Annotated in this window: 20 protein-coding genes and 1 tRNA gene; 14 read left to right on the plus strand and 7 right to left on the minus strand. The window is 44.8% G+C overall.

The window, feature by feature from the left end; translation table 11 throughout:
• Nucleotides 1–140: 140 nt before the first annotated feature.
• Entirely contained in the window at nucleotides 141–725 is a 585-nt protein-coding gene (locus IE103_RS00380; protein WP_189344052.1) for a malonic semialdehyde reductase, read from the plus strand.
• 64 nt (nucleotides 726–789) lie between these two features.
• Here IE103_RS00380 and nth read toward each other — a convergent pair whose 3' ends face one another.
• Together nth and rsxB are read right to left on the minus strand one after the other, a co-directional pair.
• A complete protein-coding gene (nth, locus tag IE103_RS00385) occupies nucleotides 790–1,437 on the minus strand; it encodes an endonuclease III (protein ID WP_189344053.1) in 648 nt (215 codons plus the stop codon).
• Between the two features lie 53 nt (nucleotides 1,438–1,490).
• Nucleotides 1,491–2,156 (minus strand): electron transport complex subunit RsxB, encoded by a 666-nt coding sequence (gene rsxB / locus IE103_RS00390; RefSeq protein WP_189344054.1) that lies wholly within the window; start codon nucleotides 2,154–2,156, stop codon nucleotides 1,491–1,493.
• 13 nt (nucleotides 2,157–2,169) lie between these two features.
• Here rsxB and IE103_RS00395 point away from each other — a divergent pair, with 13 nt between their 5' ends.
• From IE103_RS00395 to greA, 4 genes are all read left to right on the plus strand, one after another.
• The gene (locus IE103_RS00395; RefSeq protein ID WP_189344055.1) at nucleotides 2,170–2,349 is read left to right on the plus strand and encodes a hypothetical protein; all 180 of its coding nucleotides are present in this window, start codon (nucleotides 2,170–2,172) and stop codon (nucleotides 2,347–2,349) included.
• Nucleotides 2,350–2,503: 154 nt separating this feature from the next.
• Nucleotides 2,504–3,721, plus strand: a complete 1,218-nt coding sequence (gene carA / locus IE103_RS00400) for a glutamine-hydrolyzing carbamoyl-phosphate synthase small subunit (protein WP_189344056.1) — start codon at nucleotides 2,504–2,506, stop codon at nucleotides 3,719–3,721.
• Complete coding sequence (carB, locus tag IE103_RS00405) at nucleotides 3,714–6,932, plus strand: carbamoyl-phosphate synthase large subunit (RefSeq protein WP_189344057.1); 3,219 nt, start codon at nucleotides 3,714–3,716, stop codon at nucleotides 6,930–6,932. Before carA ends, carB begins: the two co-directional genes overlap by 8 nt.
• 167 nt (nucleotides 6,933–7,099) lie before the next feature.
• A complete protein-coding gene (greA, locus tag IE103_RS00410; RefSeq protein WP_189344058.1) occupies nucleotides 7,100–7,576 on the plus strand; it encodes a transcription elongation factor GreA in 477 nt (158 codons plus the stop codon).
• 117 nt (nucleotides 7,577–7,693) lie between these two features.
• Here greA and IE103_RS00415 read toward each other — a convergent pair whose 3' ends face one another.
• Nucleotides 7,694–8,200, minus strand: coding sequence for a YhbY family RNA-binding protein (locus IE103_RS00415; protein WP_189344059.1), 507 nt, complete (start codon nucleotides 8,198–8,200; stop codon nucleotides 7,694–7,696).
• A gap of 32 nt (nucleotides 8,201–8,232) precedes the next feature.
• On the opposite strand from IE103_RS00415, the gene IE103_RS00420 reads away from it, so the two are divergent.
• The 7 genes from IE103_RS00420 to IE103_RS00450 all read left to right on the plus strand — a co-directional run bounded on the left by IE103_RS00420 (nucleotide 8,233) and on the right by IE103_RS00450 (nucleotide 15,051).
• Complete coding sequence (locus tag IE103_RS00420) at nucleotides 8,233–8,877, plus strand: RlmE family RNA methyltransferase (protein ID WP_189344060.1); 645 nt, start codon at nucleotides 8,233–8,235, stop codon at nucleotides 8,875–8,877.
• 198 nt (nucleotides 8,878–9,075) lie between these two features.
• Entirely contained in the window at nucleotides 9,076–10,956 is a 1,881-nt protein-coding gene (gene ftsH / locus IE103_RS00425) for an ATP-dependent zinc metalloprotease FtsH (protein ID WP_189345026.1), read from the plus strand.
• 120 nt (nucleotides 10,957–11,076) lie between these two features.
• On the plus strand, nucleotides 11,077–11,973 hold the full coding sequence (folP, locus tag IE103_RS00430) for a dihydropteroate synthase (RefSeq protein ID WP_189344061.1): 897 nt from the start codon (nucleotides 11,077–11,079) through the stop codon (nucleotides 11,971–11,973).
• Between the two features lie 53 nt (nucleotides 11,974–12,026).
• Nucleotides 12,027–13,364 (plus strand): phosphoglucosamine mutase, encoded by a 1,338-nt coding sequence (glmM, locus tag IE103_RS00435; RefSeq protein ID WP_189344062.1) that lies wholly within the window; start codon nucleotides 12,027–12,029, stop codon nucleotides 13,362–13,364.
• 110 nt (nucleotides 13,365–13,474) lie between these two features.
• Nucleotides 13,475–13,551: transfer RNA gene (locus tag IE103_RS00440), tRNA-Arg, on the plus strand.
• A 363-nt stretch (nucleotides 13,552–13,914) separates the two neighbouring features.
• Complete coding sequence (locus IE103_RS00445) at nucleotides 13,915–14,244, plus strand: hypothetical protein (RefSeq protein WP_189344063.1); 330 nt, start codon at nucleotides 13,915–13,917, stop codon at nucleotides 14,242–14,244.
• A gap of 114 nt (nucleotides 14,245–14,358) precedes the next feature.
• Nucleotides 14,359–15,051: a WD40 repeat domain-containing protein gene (locus IE103_RS00450; RefSeq protein ID WP_189344064.1), complete on the plus strand. Its 693-nt coding sequence runs from the start codon at nucleotides 14,359–14,361 to the stop codon at nucleotides 15,049–15,051.
• A gap of 44 nt (nucleotides 15,052–15,095) precedes the next feature.
• Here the strand turns inward: IE103_RS00450 and IE103_RS00455 are convergent, their stop codons facing one another.
• From IE103_RS00455 to wrbA, 4 genes are read right to left on the minus strand one after another with little or no spacing between them, the layout of a single operon-like run.
• Nucleotides 15,096–15,542 carry a hypothetical protein gene (locus tag IE103_RS00455; RefSeq protein ID WP_189344065.1) on the minus strand — a complete coding sequence of 149 codons (447 nt, stop codon included), beginning with the start codon at nucleotides 15,540–15,542 and terminating at the stop codon, nucleotides 15,096–15,098.
• Between the two features lie 8 nt (nucleotides 15,543–15,550).
• Nucleotides 15,551–16,957, minus strand: a complete 1,407-nt coding sequence (locus tag IE103_RS00460; RefSeq protein WP_189344066.1) for an FAD-binding oxidoreductase — start codon at nucleotides 16,955–16,957, stop codon at nucleotides 15,551–15,553.
• A gap of 53 nt (nucleotides 16,958–17,010) precedes the next feature.
• Nucleotides 17,011–17,418, minus strand: a complete 408-nt coding sequence (locus IE103_RS00465) for a DUF2069 domain-containing protein (protein ID WP_189344067.1) — start codon at nucleotides 17,416–17,418, stop codon at nucleotides 17,011–17,013.
• Nucleotides 17,415–18,023 carry an NAD(P)H:quinone oxidoreductase gene (gene wrbA / locus IE103_RS00470; RefSeq protein ID WP_189344068.1) on the minus strand — a complete coding sequence of 203 codons (609 nt, stop codon included), beginning with the start codon at nucleotides 18,021–18,023 and terminating at the stop codon, nucleotides 17,415–17,417. Before wrbA ends, IE103_RS00465 begins: the two co-directional genes overlap by 4 nt.
• 220 nt (nucleotides 18,024–18,243) lie before the next feature.
• Between wrbA and IE103_RS00475 the strand changes: the two genes are divergently transcribed.
• Both IE103_RS00475 and aceA read left to right on the plus strand, forming a co-directional pair.
• Nucleotides 18,244–19,485, plus strand: a complete 1,242-nt coding sequence (locus IE103_RS00475) for a YihY family inner membrane protein (protein ID WP_229826985.1) — start codon at nucleotides 18,244–18,246, stop codon at nucleotides 19,483–19,485.
• Between the two features lie 302 nt (nucleotides 19,486–19,787).
• Nucleotides 19,788–21,095: an isocitrate lyase gene (gene aceA, locus IE103_RS00480; protein ID WP_189344069.1), complete on the plus strand. Its 1,308-nt coding sequence runs from the start codon at nucleotides 19,788–19,790 to the stop codon at nucleotides 21,093–21,095.
• Nucleotides 21,096–21,106: the final 11 nt, after the last annotated feature.

Here is a 21,106-nt window from a genome sequence, read left to right on the forward strand (position 1 = left end):
TGTGCAAGTAAGGAATCGTTGAATCTTGCTATTTTACTGGTAATTGCCCCAGCCTGTACTTCAGCGTGCGGCGCATCTCGCTGAAGTGAAATCGATTTTCGGTTATGATCGCGGCTTCGAATTTAGAAAGAGGCGGCATCATGTTAAATCAAGAATCTTTAGATCTATTGTTTGCAAGCGCGCGTACACATAATGTGTGGCTGGATAAGGCGGTCAGTGATGAGCAAATTCAGGCGATTTATCAGGCGATGAAATGGGCTCCAACCTCAGCAAATTCTTGCCCAGCACGCTTTGTATTTGTTAAGTCTGCTGAGCAAAAAGAGAAATTGGTTGCATGTATGTCCGCAGGGAATGCGGAAAAAACGCGTCAAGCGCCTGTAACCGTCATTATCGGTATGGATTTGGCGTTTTACGAAAAACTGATCAAATTATTTCCGCATGCGCCTGATGCGCGTTCTTGGTTTGAGGGGAATCAGGCAAATATTGAAGCGACAGCGTTTAGAAATTCAAGTTTGCAGGGTGCTTATATGATCATGGCGGCACGTGCTTTAGGTCTTGATTGCGGACCGATGTCAGGTTTTGATGCAGATAAAATTAACGCGACTTTCTTCGCGGATTCTCCGGTCAAAGTGAATTTTGTGTGCAGTCTTGGGTATGGTAATGCAGAAAAATTATTTCCACGTTCACCGCGCCTCGATTTCGACGAGGCATGCAAAATTATTTAAGTTTTCCACTGGCTAGGTAAGTTAGTTGTACTTGCTTAGCAATGACATCCATCAATAAGCGCTCTTACACTTTATCGGGTAAGGGCGTTTTTTGCTTGAATTCACATAAATCGGCGATCATGCAATTCCAACATTTTGGCGTCCTTGCGATACAGGTATAGCGACCATGCAGAATGAGCCAATGGTGTGCATCGAGTTTAAATTCATTCGGCACAAATTTGAGTAGTTTTTCCTCAACAATGTCGACATTCTTACCCGGCGCAATGCCTGTCCGATTAGAGACGCGGAAAATATGCGTGTCGACCGCAATGGTAGGCTCGCCAAATGCGGTGTTGAGTACGACGTTCGCAGTTTTTCTGCCAACGCCGGGTAAAGCCTCGAGTGCTTCGCGCGTACGGGGTACCTCGCCACCGTGTTGTTCCAATAAGATTCGGCAGGTTTCTATCGTATTTTTTGCTTTAGTTCGATATAAACCAATTGTCTGTATGAATGGAATTAATCCTTCGACGCCAAGATCGAATATTTTTTGAGGAGTATTCGCAACGGGATATAGTCGTTTGGTCGCCTTGTTGACGGATACGTCGGTCGCCTGCGCGGATAGTAAGACGGCGATCAGTAGCTCGAAAGGTGTGGTGTACTCAAGCTCGGTCGTGGGATGTGGATTCTCTGCGCGCAAGCGTTTGAAAATCTCTAATCGTTTATTGGCATTCATAGTGGCTTGGAAATGGGAAATTCGTTTATTTGTTGTGCTAACCTTGTGCGAAATTAGCTTGCTTGTTTCTTGTTTTGCGCACGCAATATAGCATTCGCAATCACTTGCTTTTTGCGTTCTAGCTCACTTATCTCGCTTGGAGTTGTCACGACTTCTTTGCTAACTAATTTGAGTTTTTCATGGGCTTTTGCTAACAAGCGCTCTTCATTCTCGCGCTTTTCGCGAATCAGGCGCTGTTGTCTTTGCTGATAGCGTTGTTTGGCGTGATCTGCTTGCTGTTGAGTCCATGTTTGCCAACCAGTTTGAGTATTCCCGATCGGTTCCATGCTGATACAGTCAACTGGGCACGGAGCAACACATAAATCGCAACCCGTACACAAATCGGGGATGACAGTGTGCATCTGTTTGTTGGCACCCATAATTGCATCGACCGGACATGCTTGTATGCAGAGCGTACAGCCTATACAAACGGCTTCCTCAATGTAAGCGACTGTTCTTGGTTTTTCCGTGCCGTTATTCGGATTTAAGGGCAAAACTTGTTTGTTGAGTAAGAGTGCAATCTTTTTGATGCCATCTTGTCCACCTGGTGGGCATTGATTATGCAATGCTTGTTCGCTAGCAATGGCCGCGGCATAGTCTTGGCATGCTGGGTAGCCACATTTGGTGCATTGTGTTTGCGGTAATAAATGATTGATTTGATCAGCGAGTGAAAGTGTCACGACGAGATAATGGGTGAGCGATAAAGCTCGCTATTATCCGCTTAATGGCTTAGTCGGACAATTCTTGTTTGATTTGCCGACTCAGAGAAAGAAAAGTCAATTTGAGTTTGGTTCTTTTAATTACCTGAATAAGCGTCAATCTTGCAATAAAGCCAGTAAGATGCTGGTAAGCAATGATTCTGCGATTGCTTGAGGAGGCTTATTGCGCTATAATTCGAGGGTTTAGCTTATTCAAATCTCGTCGTAGCGCATATCCAAAAAATCACTCTCTACTTTGATTGTTTCTCATTCTCCGGATAGCGCTTTGACATTCAAGGCGAAGTTCAGAGAACAGCAAGTAACGATCGATGTTTGGGCGCGCAACGGCGACAACACTACAGGAGTTGCCCTTGCTGCCCATTCCGCAGTCCCTAAGTTCCAATCCCGATTCCATTGCCATTCTTGCCCTCGCTGATGGCACGATATTTACTGGTGTATCGATTGGAGCATCCGGTCACACGATCGGTGAAGTTGTTTTCAATACTTCTATGACTGGTTATCAAGAAATTTTGACTGACCCAAGTTATAGCTCTCAAATTGTCACTTTGACTTATCCGCATATTGGTAACACAGGTGTGAATTCGGAAGACGTTGAGTCAGACAAAATTCATGCTGCAGGTTTGATCATTAAAGACCTGCCTATGTTGGTTTCTAATTTCCGCTCGGAACAATCTTTATCTGATTACTTAAAATCGCAAAACATCGTTGCTATTGCTGGTATCGACACGCGTAAGTTGACACGCATTTTGCGCGAAAAAGGTGCGCAAGGCGGCGCAATTCTGGTGGGCTCGGATGCGGCAAAAGCACTTGAGTTAGCAAAATCTTTCCCAGGATTGGCTGGCATGGATTTGGCGAAAGTGGTTTCTGTTTCTAAGTCCTATGAATGGACTGAAGCAGAGTGGAAACTCGGTCAAGGCTATGGCGCATTAAGCAATTCAGAGTTCCATGTGGTTGCTTTTGACTTCGGTGTTAAGCGCAATATTTTGCGCATGCTGGCTGAGCGCGGTTGCAAGGTAACCGTTCTGCCTGCGCAATCAAGCGCGGCGGAAGTGTTGGCCTTGAATCCTGATGGCGTATTTTTATCGAATGGTCCTGGCGATCCAGAACCATGTGATTACGCGATTGCAGCAGCAAAAGAATTGATTGAAAAAGGCATTCCTACTTTTGGTATTTGCTTAGGTCATCAAATTATGGCCTTGGCATCCGGCGCAAAAACTTTGAAGATGAAGTTTGGTCATCATGGTGCTAACCATCCTGTACAAGATCTCGATACTAAGCAAGTGTTGATCACTTCACAAAATCACGGTTTTGCGGTCGATGCAGCATCTTTGCCAGAAAATTGCCGCGTCACGCATGTGTCTTTGTTCGATGGCTCTTTGCAAGGTTTTGCGCGCACTGACAAGCCAGCATTTTGCTTCCAAGGTCATCCTGAAGCATCACCAGGTCCGCATGATATTGCCTACTTGTTTGACCGTTTTACGAATTTGATGAAGACCGCGAAGTTGGAGAAGAACAAAAATGCCTAAGCGTATAGACATAAAAAGTATTTTAATTATCGGCGCGGGTCCTATCATCATTGGTCAGGCTTGTGAGTTCGACTATTCTGGCGCACAAGCTTGTAAAGCCTTGCGTGAAGAAGGTTACAAAGTCATTTTGGTCAATAGCAATCCAGCGACCATCATGACCGATCCTGATATGGCGGATGTTACTTACATCGAGCCTATCACTTGGCAAGTTTTAGAGCGCATTATTGATAAAGAGCGCCCAGACGCGATCTTGCCAACGATGGGTGGTCAAACAGCCTTGAATTGTGCACTTGATCTGCACCGCCATGGCGTCTTAGAAAAGTACAAATGTGAATTGATTGGCGCAACGCCTGAGGCGATTGATAAGGCTGAAGATCGCTCCAAGTTTAAAGACGCGATGACCAAGATTGGTTTAGGTTCAGCGCGCTCTGGTGTAGCACATACGATGGATGAATCTTGGGAAGTGCAAAAACGCATTGGTTTCCCTGTGATTATTCGTCCTTCGTTCACGATGGGTGGCACAGGCGGCGGTATTGCTTACAATGAAGAAGAATTCGAAACCATTTGCAAACGTGGCTTGGAAGCATCTCCAACCAGTGAATTGTTGATTGAAGAATCTTTGATCGGTTGGAAAGAATACGAAATGGAAGTTGTGCGTGACAAAGCGGATAACTGCATCATCGTTTGTTCCATTGAAAATCTGGACCCTATGGGTGTGCACACAGGTGACTCCATCACGGTGGCTCCAGCACAAACTTTGACTGACAAAGAATACCAAATCATGCGTAACGCTTCATTGGCTGTATTGCGTGAAATCGGTGTCGATACTGGTGGTTCAAACGTGCAGTTCTCAGTTAATCCAAAAGATGGTCGCATGATCGTGATTGAAATGAATCCACGTGTTTCGCGCTCATCTGCATTGGCATCGAAAGCGACGGGTTTCCCAATTGCGAAAATTGCGGCGAAGCTTGCCGTTGGCTTTACCTTGGATGAGTTGCGCAATGAAATTACAGGTGGTCAAACGCCCGCATCTTTCGAGCCATCGATTGACTACGTTGTTACCAAGATTCCTCGTTTCGCATTCGAAAAATTCCCACAAGCCGACAATCGTTTAACGACTCAAATGAAGTCAGTTGGTGAAGTGATGGCGATTGGTCGTACCTTCCAAGAGTCTTTCCAAAAAGCTTTGCGCGGTTTGGAAGTGGGCGTGGATGGTATGAATGAAAAAACCACCGATCGCGAAGTTTTAGAGAAAGAATTAGGCGCACCTGGTCCGGATCGGATTTGGTACGTGGGCGATGCGTTTGCACAAGGTTTTTCTCTGGAAGAAGTGCATCAGTTGACCCATATTGATCCTTGGTTCTTGGTACAAATTAAAGATATCGTTGATATCGAATTGTGGTTGGAAACGCAAAGCTTGGATGGCATTGATAAAGATCTATTATTGAAGCTGAAGAAAAAAGGTTTCTCAGATCGTCGTTTAGCGAAGTTGTTGAAAACAACAGGCACAGCAGTACGTGAAAAGCGTAAAGCCTTGAACGTGCGTCCAGTGTACAAACGGGTCGATACGTGTGCTGGTGAATTTGCGACGAAGACCGCGTATATGTATTCCACCTATGAAGATGAGTGTGAATCTGCGCCGAGCGATAAGAAAAAGATTATCGTTTTAGGTGGTGGTCCAAATCGTATCGGCCAAGGTATTGAGTTCGATTATTGCTGTGTACACGCCGCGTTTGCGATGCGTGACGACGGCTACGAAACGATTATGGTGAACTGTAATCCAGAAACCGTTTCAACTGACTACGACACGTCTGATCGTTTGTACTTCGAGCCGCTGACTTTAGAAGACGTATTAGAAATCGTTGATCTGGAAAAACCAGTCGGCGTGATCGTGCAATATGGTGGTCAAACACCATTGAAATTGGCTTTGGAATTAGAGGCGAATGGCGTGCCTATCGTCGGTACTTCACCTGACATGATTGACGCTGCAGAAGATCGTGAACGCTTCCAAAAAATGTTGCATGAGTTGGGCTTGCGTCAACCGCCAAATCGCACTGCACGTACCGAAGATGAGGCCATCACTTTGGCGCAAGAAATTGGCTATCCACTCGTGGTTCGTCCATCCTATGTGTTAGGCGGTCGTGCGATGGAAATCGTGCACGAGCAACGTGACCTTGAGCGTTATATGCGTGAGGCCGTCAAGGTTTCACACGATTCACCCGTATTGCTAGATCGTTTCTTGAATGATGCGATTGAAGTTGACGTTGATTGCTTGTCGGATGGCACGCGTACTTTCATCGGTGGTGTGATGGAGCATATCGAGCAAGCGGGTGTGCACTCTGGTGACTCTGCCTGTTCATTACCACCATACTCTTTAAAGCAAGCGACGATCGACGAATTGAAACGTCAAACGAGTTTGATGGCGAAGGGCTTGAATGTTGTTGGTTTAATGAACGTTCAGTTCGCAATTCAACAAAAAGACGGCGAAGATGTGGTGTACGTGTTAGAAGTGAATCCACGTGCTTCACGTACCGTGCCTTATGTGTCAAAGGTGACTGGTTTGCAATTGGCAAAAATCGCTGCGCGTTGCATGGTTGGTCAATCTTTGGATTCGCAAGGCATTTACAAAGAAGTGGTTCCAAGTTACTTCAGCGTCAAAGAAGCGGTCTTCCCGTTTGTGAAGTTCCCAGGCGTGGATACTATTCTCGGACCTGAGATGAAATCGACCGGTGAAGTGATGGGTGTTGGCAAGACTTTCGGTGAGGCTTTTGTGAAATCACAATTAGGCGCCGGAACGAAATTGCCGAAGTCTGGCAAGGTATTCTTGACTGTTAAGAATGCAGATAAACCACGTGCGATCAATATTGCGAAGAACTTGGTTGCAATGGGATTTGAACTGGTCGCGACCAAAGGTACGGCTGCGGCGATTTCTGCGGCTGGCATCGCTTGTGCGCCTGTGAATAAAGTGGCAGAAGGGCGTCCACACGTGGTTGATTTATTGAAGAACCGCGAAGTGGTGATGGTCATCAATACGGTGGAAGAGAAGCGCAATGCGATTGCCGATTCTCGTTCGATTCGTGTTTCTGCTTTGGCATCGGGTGCGACGACCATTACGACGATTGCGGGGGCGGAAGCCGCAGTGGAAGGGATGCGTCATCTCAATGAATTGCATGTCTATGATTTACAAGGTCTGCATAAGTCTTTACACTAAGCGAAATCCTGCGAATATCCAATAAAAGGAGATTCGCATTCTGAGAGGTCACAATTAACAATGAGCTATCATTGTTCTTGTGACCTCTCTACTTTTAGGCTTGATGGCAAACCATCTTGAATTGTTAACGTGGGAAATTCCACCATTTTTGAATAATGTAGATAGCTATGAGTACAATCCCTCTCACTAAATTTGGCGCAGAATTGCTCAAGCAAGAATTGCACAAGCTCAAAACCAAAGATCGCCCAGAGGTGATTAATGCGATTGCTGAAGCACGCGCGCAAGGTGACTTGTCAGAAAATGCCGAATACGACGCAGCGAAAGAGCGTCAGGCATTTATCGAAGGCCGTATTGCTGAATTAGATAGCAAATTAAGCGCTGCGCAAATTATTGATCCAACTGAATTGGATGCAGAAGGGCGCGTTGTATTTGCTTCAACAGTACAACTCGAAGATTTGGAAACCGGTCAGAAAGTACAATACCAGATCGTTGGTGAAGACGAAGCTGATTTGAAATTGAACAAAGTATCGATTACGTCGCCGATTGCACGCGCTTTGATAGGCAAGTACGCTGGTGATGTGGTTGGCGTGCAAGCGCCAGCCGGTGTACGTGAATACGAAATTTTGGAAGTGCTTTACATCTAATTATCTGTTTTGAAGCAAGTTTTTGAAGTAGGCAATTCTAGGTAAAGCAAGAGTGGGGCGCGCAATTAGCGCCCCTCTTTTTTAGCGACCAAAGAGGCTGAACAAGTCGAGTAAGAATTACGCCTTGATCGATTTTTTGACGCTAGACTGACGTGGTTTTGCACGTTTAATGGAACCACCTTGAGTGACACGTTCATTTCCCTTGACTAAGACTTTAGAAACAGATGGTTTTTTTGTGCCACTTGCGCTAGGCTTCACAATCGTCACTTCGCGCAGACCTTTTCCACGTTTGACAAATTTGGTTTCTTTGACACCGTCCAGTTTAGGGCGATAGATCACCAATAATTTGCCAATATGTTGAACAGGTTCAGCACCAAGTTCTGCGCAAATTGTTTCGTACATCGATACGCGTGCTTCACGATCATCACCAAAGACACGTACTTTAATTAACCCATGAGAATTCAGGCTTGCATCGATTTCCTTCATGACAGCGGGCGTTAAGCCAGCTTCGCCGATAATGACGATAGGTTTCAAACCATGCGCTTCTGCGCGTAATTCACTGCGTTCCGCGGGAGTGAGTTTTGATTTTGGCTTGATTTTTTTAGTTGTTGCGTCGTTTGACATATAAATTCCTTTAAAAGCAGTATTTTACGCCAATGGCCAAGAATAAATTCAATCAAAATTGGGTTCACGATCATATTAATGATCCTTATGTGAAATTAGCACAAAAAGAAGGCTACCGATCACGTGCCGTTTATAAGCTCAAAGAAATTGATGAGACTGAAAAACTGATCAAAAGTGGTCAGGTGATTGTCGACTTAGGCGCAACTCCAGGTGGGTGGTCGCAATATACGCGTCATAAATTGGCGGGGAAAGAGGGCGGTGGCATCAATGGTGAGATCTATGCGCTTGATTTATTGCCAATGGAACCGATTGCCGATGTTGACTTTATCCAAGGTGACTTTCGTGAAGAAGAGGTATTGTCTCAGTTGGAATCAAAATTACAAGGAAAAAAAGTTGATGTCGTTTTGTCGGATATGGCACCCAACCTCTCTGGTAACTCGACGGTTGACGCCGCGCGCGTCGAGTATATTATCGAATTAGCAGTTGAGTTTGCCAAAGCCCATTTGAAACCGAATGGCGCTTTGCTGGTCAAATGTTTTCATGGCCCTAGCTACAATACGCTAGTTACCTTGTTTAAAAACGAGTTCAAAACTGTTACCAATAAAAAGCCCAAAGCGAGTAAAGATAAATCTGCCGAGATATTTTTGCTGGGAAAAGGCTTAAAAAATCCGAATTGAGTAAAATAGCGCGAAAATTAAGAACAATTTGATTGTTTTGCCCTTGATAATTGTCAATCACGCCAGCATATCTTGTTCAGCAAGCTGTATTTAATGCGAGTAGAATGTTTGCTTGAGTGGGTAGTAAAGATCGCCAAATATTTTTCTTGCGACTTTTTGTGCGCATGAAGCACCTGAGGAGTTTTTGTGAATAATTCAATGTTAACCAAAATTGCAATGTGGGGCGCGGTGCTCTTAGTGCTCTTTATGGTGTTCAATAAATTTGATAGTAAGAATCTCGCTGCCAATGCAGTGACGATTCCTTATTCTCAATTTCTCGATGAAGTGCGCGCAAAACGCATTAAAGAGGCAGTAATTGATGATAGCAATCGCACGGTTGTTGCTACCACGATTGATGACAAGAAAATCAAAGCACAGTTGACGATCTTTGATAAGGGCTTGGCTAAAGACTTAGTTGATAACGGAATTAAATTCGATAGCAAACCACCAGAAGAGCCATCATTATTAGGGCAAATCCTGATTTCTTATGGGCCAATGTTATTGCTAATTGGCGTATGGATTTTCTTTATGCGTCAAATGCAAGGTGGTGGCAAAGGTGGTGCGTTTTCATTTGGCAAATCAAAAGCGCGCATGCTAGACGAAACGAATAACCATGTCACTTTTGCTGACGTCGCAGGCTGCGATGAAGCCAAAGAAGAAGTTAGTGAAGTCGTTGATTTCTTAAAAGATCCAAGCAAATTCCAGAAGCTCGGTGGACGTATTCCACGCGGTGTTTTGATGGTTGGTCCTCCGGGTACTGGTAAAACACTGTTAGCACGTGCTATCGCGGGTGAAGCGAAGGTACCATTCTTTACTATCTCAGGTTCAGATTTCGTTGAGATGTTTGTTGGTGTCGGTGCATCTCGTGTACGCGATATGTTTGATAACGCCAAAAAGCACTCTCCATGCATCATCTTTATTGACGAGATTGATGCTGTAGGTCGCCATCGTGGCGCTGGTATGGGCGGTGGTAATGACGAGCGCGAGCAAACCTTGAACCAGATGCTGGTTGAGATGGATGGCTTTGAGCCAAATTCCGGCGTGATCGTGATCGCTGCGACGAACCGCTCTGATGTACTCGATAAAGCATTGTTGCGTCCAGGTCGTTTCGATCGCCAAGTTACTGTGGGCTTGCCAGATATTCGTGGTCGCGAACAAATCTTGAACGTACACATGCGTAAAGTACCAATCGCACCCGATGTACGTGCTGATATTTTGGCACGTGGAACGCCAGGCTTCTCAGGTGCTGACTTAGCTAATTTGGTAAACGAGTCTGCTTTATTTGCTGCACGTCGTAACAAACGTTTGGTTGAAATGTTGGATTTTGAGGATGCGAAAGACAAGATCTACATGGGACCTGAACGTAAGTCTATGGTGATGCGTGAAGATGAACGACGCAATACGGCTTACCATGAATCTGGTCACGCTGTCGTCGCCAAACTATTGCCGAAAGCAGATCCAGTTCACAAAGTGACGATTATGCCGCGCGGTAATGCATTGGGTTTGACATGGCAATTACCAGAGCATGATCAAATTAGTGGCTACAAAGATAAAATGTTAGAAGAGATCGCGATTTTATTTGGTGGTCGAATCGCAGAAGAGATCTTCGTTGGTCAGATGTCGACCGGTGCTTCTAACGATTTTTCACGCGCAACCAAATTGGCACGTGCGATGGTAACGCGTTTTGGTATGTCCGATAGCTTGGGCGTGATGGTTTATGAAGACAATCAAGATGGCGGCTATTTTGGTGGTTCATCTAAAACGATTTCTGAAGCCACACAACAGAAAGTGGATGCGGAAATTCGCGCTATTCTCGATGCGCAGTATGCGATTTCTCGTCAATTATTAGAGCAAAACCGTGATAAAGTCGAAGCGATGACAAAGGCATTGCTGGAGTGGGAAACGATTGATGCGGAACAAATTAATGACATCATGAAAGGTGTTGAGCCGCAGCCACCAAAATCCTTCACAGCTGCGCCGAAATCACCTTCGGATACTCCGCCAGGTGGTGTGACACCAAATGCGACGGCACCTGCCTAATTCAAACTGAGTCAGATTTAGTCATATTTAGTCATATTTAGTAGACTAACTTAATTCGATTACAGAGCAATAGAGGGGTGAGGAGAAATCCTCACCCTTCATTTTTAGAGCCACAGATTTATGTTGAATACTTATTTTGAGTGCGGTCGTTATCGCTTTCCAATGAAAGTGCAGAATACAGGATCAAGCAAAACAGTTTTTAAACCTTTGGTGATGGGTATCTTAAATGTCACTCCAGACTCGTTTTCGGACGGTGGCAAATTCCAATCCTTGGATCACGCGATCACTCACGCGGAGCAGATGATCGAAGATGGTGTGGATATCATTGATATTGGTGGTGAATCGAGCCGACCAGGAGCGAATCCACTTCCGGTAGAAGAAGAATTGAAGCGCGTCATCCCTCTAGTTTATGCTTTGCGCGATTGCGGCAAACCGATATCAATTGATACTTACAAACCAGAAGTGATGCGGGAAGCAATCATTGCCGGTGCTGACATGATCAATGATATTCGGGGTTTCGCCTCGCCAGAGTCACGTAAGGCAGTTGCCGATAGTGATGTTGGCTTATGTGTCATGCACATGCAGAAGTCTCCCGATATCATGCAATTGCAGCCAAGCTATCAAGACGTAACGCAGGAAGTTATCGCGTTTTTACGTGAGCGTTGTGATCAACTAATAGACGCAGGTGTAGAAAAAAATCGATTGACGATCGACCCTGGCTTTGGATTTGGCAAGACACTAGAACATAATATGCAGCTGTTGCAAAATATCGGTTCAATGCAAGATGAATTGGGGATTCCGTTGTTAGCAGGTATGTCGCGTAAAACGATGATTGGCGCAATTACCGAGAAGCCGATTGAACGTCGTATGGCGGGCAGTTTAGCTGCAGCACTTGCAGCAATGGCACAGGGTGCACGAATCGTTCGAGTGCACGATGTTGCTGAAACAGTTGATGCAATTCGTGTGTGGCATGCAGCTCATACTTTTCATCAAACAAGTGCAATGACACAAATCTAAGTACAGTCACCTTTAGTTTTAATACACGACAAAAACAATAAGAGAGGGAAAACATGTCTCGTAAATATTTCGGTACAGACGGCATACGTGGCAAGGTTGGTGTTAGCCCAATTACACCTGATTTCGTGATGCGTCTTGGTTATGCGGCAGGCAAAGTGTTGGCGCAAACGGATGCATCTTCAGGTTCGCGTCCTACCGTTCTCATTGGCAAAGATACGCGCGTATCGGGCTATATGTTGGAAGCTGCATTAGAAGCAGGATTTGCCGCGGCTGGTGTCGATATTATGCTGTCAGGCCCTATGCCAACACCTGCGATTGCATATTTGACGCGTGCTTTGCGTTTGTCAGCTGGCGTGGTTATTTCCGCATCGCATAATCCTTACGATGATAACGGTATTAAATTCTTTTCCGCGCAAGGCACTAAACTGCCAGACGATATAGAGCTTGCGATCGAAGCCGAGCTCGATCGTGATATGCAATGTGTCAGTTCAGACAAACTAGGTAAAGCGAAACGTCTAGATGATGCAAATGGTCGCTATATCGAGTTTTGCAAAAGTACCTATCCTAACGAACTTGATTTACGTGGTCTGAGAATTGTTGTCGATTGCGCGCATGGTGCTGCGTACGACATCGCTCCTCATGTATTCCATGAACTGGGTGCTGAGGTAATCGCGATTGGCAATCAGCCGAATGGTTTTAATATTAACGAGCAGGTCGGTGCAACTGCACCAGATGCTTTGGCGTTGGCTGTGCGTGCTAATCACGCAGATTTAGGTATCGCTCTGGATGGCGACGCTGATCGCTTGGTCATGGTGGATAAATTTGGAAAAATCTACGACGGTGATCAACTCCTCTACCTCATGGTTTTAGATCGCATGGCTATCGGCCCTGTTGCTGGTGCTGTTGGTACATTGATGACCAACATGGCAGTCGAACTCGCGTTTAAAGAACTTGGCGTTGGGTTTATTCGAGCTAAAGTGGGAGACCGTTATGTGTTAGAGCAAATGCTTCAGCAAGGTTGGTTATTGGGCGGTGAAGGTTCTGGACATTTGCTTTGTTTGGATAAGCATACCACTGGCGACGGCATCGTTTCGGCGCTACAAGTACTGTCCGCATTAAAGCGCAATGGCAAGTCCTTAGATCAATGTTTTGAAAATCTTCATTTATTCCCTCAGGTATTGATCAATGTGAGAGTCAAGCCAGGTTTTGATTGGCAAAGTAATGCCGCATTGGTTGCAGAAAAATCTGCAGTCGAACAAGAATTAGCGGGGCAGGGACGCGTCCTCATTCGTGCATCTGGAACCGAGCCATTAATTCGTGTGATGGTGGAGACCTCAAAATCCGAACTGGCAAATAAAATGGCTCGTCGACTTGCCGATTGCATCGGCTAAATTCGCGCTTTTCAGCTAATCATTCTTGATGTTAGTAGCGATACACTGTAATATTCAGCCTTCTGATTTTTGGCGGTTTCTTGCACTAGTAAGCAGCTAAAAATGCGTGTGCGTCGGTAGCTCAGTTGGATAGAGCAATGCCCTTCTAAGGCATGGGTCGGGGGTTCGAACCCCTCCCGACGCGCCAAGTAAAGCGTTTATAATCAATCGACTAAATTAATTTGGCCAACCTATTAGGGTTGGCTTTTTTATTTGTTGGTTTAACCTGCCAGCAGTCAATCTGCTTTTCAGGATTTTCGCACTATCATCCATTTACTTAATGCTGCGAAAATGAGAAAGTGGACTTAATATTGATTTTCTTTTAATCTCGAACCCAGAGATTGGAAAGCATTAATGCGAATTACGTGCTTCAAGAATATTTCTGCGTTTTAGTAGGCGATAATAGTTTTATTTTCGAACGATCAACGTGAGATCGTTATGTGACAATAGTATCTATCGGCGAAGTGACAGCTCGGGCATTACTAATTAAGGTGCTCATCCTTAAAATTTCATGAAAAATAAATTCTCATACTTTGTATTCATGCTCATCGCGCTAATGGTCGCACATGTCGCGCGTGCAGGTATTTCCGACTTGAAGAATAATGTCGCCAAAGAAGTCGCAACTATCCATGAGACCCATCCAATTGACTCCTTAGCATTTAGCCCTGACGGAAGTTTATTGGTGGCTGCAAAATATAGTTGCGCACATTCTGCACAGGTTTGGGACTGGCTCCAGGCACGGCGAGTAGGGCCGGAATTTAAACATGGCAATCTGAATCCATTGAATACCGATGTGCTCCAGTTTTCTAAAGATGGTGCAGAAGCGGTTTGGTGCGGATAAGTCGCTGCGATTTGGCGATTTAGCGACGGTATTGAATCTTACCGTCAGGAGGAAAAGCCCGGAGAGAATCAATGTGCTGCTGTAACGTACACACCCAATGGTGACAGTCTATTGATGTCACAACTGTCATTTCGGCTCCGCGTACACACATTAGCCGCTTATGACACAAAAACATGGAAATTGACTTGGAAATTGGAGAGCCCGAATTTTTTTCCATCTGCATTTTCCCTAAGTTTCGATGGAAGATATGCCGCCATCGGTGGTGATTTTTACTCGGGTGAAAAGAATAGCCGAGGAGGTTTAATTTCTACACAACGAATCCGAATATTCGATTTGCTGGAGAGGCTTCAAATACGAGACATTCCAATGTTTCAGAGTGGCATGGACTCGCCTCCCGGTGAAATCGTAGCGTTGGCGTGGGGAGGAGACGGAAAATTTCTCGCTGTTGGATTTAAAGGCGTCCCAAATGACGGCGCAGACGCCATTCGAATTTTGGATAGTGCCACAGGTGAAATATTAAGCCGAGAACCTGGACCTAGAGGTACACACGTCAGAGGTATTCGCTTTACCTCAGATAGCAAGTATCTGATAGTTGCGGGCATATCGAAAAGTGTCAAGATTTGGGATGGGCAGCACACAAAGCTCTTGCAAGAAATTCCGGCGGAAGCTGCCTCAATAGCAGTATCAAAGGACGGGCATTACTTAGCTTTAGGTGGCGAGGCGTTTGGCCTTGGAAATATTAGTGGCTTGTTGGGTCTCTTGTCACCATCGAAAGGAAAAGCGATTATTTACAAGCTCGAAAAGTGACTCAGTTTGTTATAATCGTGCGATCAAATTGCGAAGACGATTTTTTAGTTATCTTTGCACACAAAGTCTGCACGCTCTTGTGTTCGCTTGAGTTTTTGTTGTGCTTTCATTTCACCTTTGGGCTGTGTATTTTTTAGATCTTCTTTCGCCCATTTTGTTTGTAATTGTTGTGCTTCGCAACGTTTTCTTGCTGCGGCTGCTTTGTTAGCAGCTCTACGGTTAATTGCTTCATGTTTGGCATCATCGCGCTCGCGAGTTTTCTCTAGCTTTCCAATTGCTGATATTCGCTGTTTGTGGGCTTTTTGTGCGGCTAATTGTTCGTCTGCTGAGGGTGCTATGGTTTTAATATCGATAGCAGTGGAGGTTCCCGATTTGCATGGGTGTTGGCTAAAAATTGTTTTTCCATTTTCTTGGCATTTAAATGCTGTAGTATCGGCAAACACGAGCATTGATTGAAATAGAAGTGTCAGAGTCGTCGCCAAGAATTTCATATTTTCTCCTATAAAATTTTTCCAGGGTTCATGATGTTATCTGGATCAAATGCCGACTTGATGGCACGCATAAGCTGTAGTTCAACTGGTGATTTATAGCGTGTTAGTTCCTGTTTTTTGAGTGCGCCAATACCGTGCTCTGCTGAAATAGAACCACCATATTGATGCGTTTTGTCGTGTACGATTCGATTGATTTCTGCTTGATGAGCTAGGAAATTTTCGTGCTCACTCTGGGTAGGAGGCGAGACATTGAAATGTAAATTGCCATCGCCTAAATGGCCGAACGTCACCATGCGGCTTCCTGGAAATGCGTTTTCGATGCGGATGTTGGTATCTTTGACGAAATCAGCAATCGCTGAAATGGGCAATGAAATATCGTGCTTGATGTTCTTGCCTTCTTTGGCTTGGGCTGATGAGATTGATTCTCGCAATGCCCAGCAATTATTGGCTTGCGAAATTGAATTGGCGATGGCGGCATCAACAATCAAATCAGCTTCCATCGCGGTGGAAATTAAGTCTTCAATTTGTTGAGTATTTTGTTCTTCAGTGCCAAAGCCAGATAACTCCAACAGTACGTAAAACGGGCTTGCTTTTGCGAATACTCGTTGATATTGGGGGAAGTGTTTATGAACTAGTTCCAAGCTTAAATGATTGATTAATTCAAAACTGGTGAGGTTGGCATGGCATAGCTGCTTGGCTAAGGACAGTAAATCGACTGCATGAAGAATCGAGTCGATGCTGATCAAAGCGGTTGCAAAGTTGCGTGGCTTGGGAAATAGTTTAAGTACAGCGCCAGTAATAATACCGAGCGTGCCTTCCGCACCTATAAATAAATCGCGTAGATCGTAGCCAGTATTATCTTTGCGAAGACCGCGCAAGCCATTCCAAATTTCTCCATTTGCTGTCACAACCTCTAGACCCAAACAGAGTTCACGCGCATTGCCATAGCGGAGAACAGCTGTTCCACCAGCGTTCGTTGATAAGTTACCCCCAATCGTACAGCTACCCTCAGATGCTAATGAAAGCGGGAAAAGCATATCGACTTCGTCCACTGCGACTTGTATTTGTTGGAGTAGACATCCTGCATCAACGGTCAGAGTACTATTTGCAATATCAATTTGGCGTATTTTATTTAGTCGTTGCAGCGAGAGAATTACTGCTGTTCCCGATTGGTCTGGAATGCTTCCTAGCACGAGTCCCGTATTACCACCTTGTGCGACGATAGGAATTTTAAAGGTAGTGCAAAGCTTGACGAGCTGCGCTACTTGTTCGGTTTCTGCTGGTCTTAAAACCGCTAATGCATTGCCTCTTGCGCGTTGTCGCCAGTCTTGTAAATAAGGTGCTTGTTGATCTTCATCGAGCAAAACATATTCTTCACCAATTGCCGATTTGCAGAGATTTAGAAAATTTTGCATGTGATGAAATCAGGTTGTAAGGTGAGTTTGTGAATTGAGTTTTTGATGTGAGTTTACGTAATCGACTTTGTTTGATTAGCTTGTTCCTCGGCCTTTTTCTTTGCTGCTTTTGCGATTTTTTTAAACGGCCTAACGTAATAAATCGTACTTAAGAAAAATACTACGCTCAGAAAAATTTCGATACCAGCCAATAATCGAGATAGTGAGTCTGCATCACTCATTGCCCGTACAACGCCTTCAATGAAATAAAACATGATAAACATTGATGACCATTGCATTGTGTAAATATTTTTTTGCAAAATTCCGCGTAGAGGGAATAATAATGGCAAAACCTTAATAACCCAAATAGATCCGCCATGCTTGTAGGGCGCAAGCCACATTTCCCAAGAAATGCAAAGCAAAATGAGGGCGATTAGGCTGCCTGACGCGAGCCTATATAGTGTGGTCTGATGATTGTTCATGTCTTTTGAAGTTGCAAAGCCGTTTGTGCTAGACGTTTCCCAAGTGCGATCGCAAGGGCTCGCGTATCGTCGGTAATTGGGAGTTTTCCATCTAAGCCAGACCAATGCGTTGCGCCGTAGGGACTCCCACCAGATTTTGTACGCATTAATTCTGGGTTGGTGTAAGGCAGACCAAGAATCAGCATGCCGTGATGCATTAATGGCAGCATCATCGACAACAAAGTAGATTCTTGACCACCGTGTAAACTACCTGTTGATGTGAAGACACAGGCTGGTTTGCCACATAGTGTTCCTGACACCCAATCCGCTGCAGTACCATCCCAAAAATATTTCATCGCTGAAGCCATATTGCCAAATCGCGTCGGTGATCCAAGCGCTAAGCCCGCGCACTCTTTAAAGTCGCTCAACTCAACATAGGGGGCACCATCGTTCGGTATCGCAGGTTCGGATGCTTCGATCACGGTAGAAACGGCAGGTACTGTTCGAATTCTCGCCTCGCAGCCATTCACACTCTCAATCCCTTGTGCGATCAATTGGGCTAGTTGGCGAGTGCTGCCGTGACGTGAATAAAATAAAACTAAGATAGGAAGTTGTTTGGTATTCATTGGCGTGATTATAAAGAAGTTTGTGCTGTTAGATTGATTGTATTGCTGCGCATGAGCCTCGTTTCCAGAGTTTTAGATAAATTACTTTTATAGCTAGGTTTAACTCTCTGTAAAATGAAACAATTTTTTGCCTCATTGGGACTCGCACGTTTTTAAGGAAATGTGCTTGTCTTCAGTGAGCTTTAGTAAAAGTAATGTAAGGATAAGAACGGAAGATGTTATGCGTGGATTAACTTGGCCTCAAATAAAAAACTTGTTTCAATTTGCGAATCGACGCCTTCAAGAGGTTCGTTTGCCACAGGTTGCTGGGAGCTTGACATTTACTACCGTGTTGGCTCTCGTACCGATACTGACAATTGGTCTTGCAATTTTGACGGCATTTCCATTGTTCACCGATTTCAAGGCTTCTTTGGAAGCGTATTTTACGCAGAGCTTGATGCCCAAACAGATCTCAACAACGGTGATGGGGTATTTGACTCAATTTGCGACTAAGGCAACTCGATTGTCGGCAGTTGGTGGTGTGGTGTTGATGGTCACCGCGGTCGCTACGATGGCGATGATTGATCGTACTTTTAATCAAATATGGCAAGTTAAACGCTCACGTCCTTTGGTGCAGCGGATTGTGGTTTATTGGGCGATTGTTACATTGGGGCCATTGCTGATTGGTATTTCGATGAGTGCCACATCGACTTTGTTTACTGCGACTAATGGATTGATGAAGTCCGTCCCCGTTGTTGGAACGATTTTTTATACTTCAGTATCGATCGCATTCACCACCATTGCTTACACCTTGTTGTATTCGTCGGTACCGAATCGTCCTGTCGATTGGCGTGATGCTGCTTGGGGTGGTGTGGTTGCCGCGGTTGCCTTTGAAGTTGCAAAACGTTTGTTTGCGATTTTCATTAAGCAGTTTCCGACTTACACTGTGATTTATGGTGCATTGGCAGCGGTTCCCATCTTTTTGATTTGGATTTATTTGTCATGGCTAATTACTTTATTTGGTGCGGTCATTGCGGCATCCTTGCCGGTTGTGAAGTTTGAGCGTTGGTGGCATGTTCCGGTAGCCGGTAGCGCATTTGAAGATGCGATTTCTGTATTGCGAGTGTTAGCGTCTGCACGTCAGTCTGATGCAGAAGCTGTGGTTGATGTTGTGCAGATTCGTCGCCAGACACGATTTGGTGTGGATGAAATTGAAGGATTGCTAGAGCGCATGCTAGAAGTCGGCTGGGTCGCAAGAGTATCTTCGGATGTTCCTACTAAAAAACAGGCATGGTGGAAAAAGCATGATGCGGGAGCGGAACGCTGGATTTTGATCATGAATCCTGCCGCATTTACTTTAGCCGATGTATATCGCCTGTTTGTATTTGATACGAAGGCTGATTCGCCATTAGCAAATCGTGTTCATCAGGTGATTGGTGATGGCATGTCAGAAAGCCTGTATGAGTATTTTTCATTGAGTTAACTTTATTTGGTAATGCTGCACAAAACATACTTTAAATTTGAATATTCTGCATTGTGAAATCTGCTTTTTACATCGTGAAATTGCATCATGTGCTGCACCATAAAAATATTTCATTCTAAGATAAGTTGTTTCATATCATGGAATTGCAATTGTAAGTGTTTGATTTTAAATAAATAAATATTTTTCCTATGTCTTATATAAGACATTGTTGCGCTGCAATGTTTGTCCTACTATAGATCTCAAGGACGAACTCTTTTTAAGCAATTATTTAAAACCGCAGCAATCACTTCAGGAGAAATACCATGACCCAAAAACTCACTCGTGAACAGCAAATCGCTGAAATCCAAAAAGATTGGGATACCAATCCGCGCTGGAAAGGTATTAAACGCAATTACACTGCAGAAGACGTAGTACGTTTGCGCGGTTCACTGCAAGTCGAACACACTATTGCAAAAACAGGTGCGTTGAAATTGTGGGATTTGGTCAATAACGAACCCTTCGTCAACGCACTTGGTGCATTGACCGGTAATCAAGCGATGCAGCAAGTCAAAGCTGGTTTGAAAGCGATTTACCTCTCTGGTTGGCAGGTCGCTGGCGACGCTAACGTCGCAGGTGAGATGTATCCAGATCAATCCTTGTACCCAGCGAACTCTGTTCCTTTAGTCGTTAAGCGCATCAACAATACCTTGACGCGTGCTGATCAAATTCAATGGTCAGAAGGCTCTGGCGATGTTGATTATTTCGCGCCTATCGTGGCTGACGCAGAAGCAGGTTTTGGTGGTGTATTGAATGCTTTCGAATTGATGAAAGCGATGATCGAAGCTGGCGCTTCTGGTGTTCACTTTGAAGACCAATTAGCTTCTGTGAAAAAATGCGGTCACATGGGCGGCAAGGTATTGGTGCCAACGCGTGAAGCGGTGGAAAAACTGAATGCGGCGCGTTTAGCGGCAGACGTCATGGGAACTCACACAGTCTTGTTGGCGCGCACCGATGCAGAAGCCGCTGATTTATTGACTTCCGATATCGATGATAACGACAAGCCATTCTTGACAGGCGAGCGTACCGTGGAAGGCTTTTATAAAACTAAACCAGGTTTGCAGCAATCCATCTCTCGCGGCTTGGCTTATGCTGAGTATGCCGACATGATTTGGTGTGAAACAGGTAAACCCGATTTGGCATTTGCAAAAGCGTTTGCTGATGCAATTCACGCTAAGTTCCCAGGTAAATTATTGGCGTACAACTGCTCGCCAAGCTTTAACTGGAAAAAGAACTTGGACGATGCAACGATTGCGAAATTCCAAAAAGAATTGGGCGCTATGGGTTACAAATTCCAATTCATTACATTGGCAGGTTTCCATGCATTGAACTACGGCATGTTCAACTTGGCACACGGCTACGCACGCCGTCAGATGTCCGCTTTCGTTGAGTTGCAGGAAGCTGAATTCGCAGCAGCAGAGAAAGGATTTACCGCGGTCAAACATCAACGTGAAGTCGGTACTGGTTATTTTGATGCGGTGACACAAGTGATCCAACAAGGCCAATCATCAACTACGGCTTTGCATGGCTCTACTGAGGATGAGCAATTCTTTGATGCTAAGAAGGTTGCTTAAGCTTGATTGTG

The sequence above is a fragment of the Affinundibacterium macrobrachii genome (assembly GCF_014652415.1).
Taxonomy (GTDB): Bacteria; Pseudomonadota; Gammaproteobacteria; order Burkholderiales; family Burkholderiaceae_D; genus Undibacterium; species Undibacterium macrobrachii.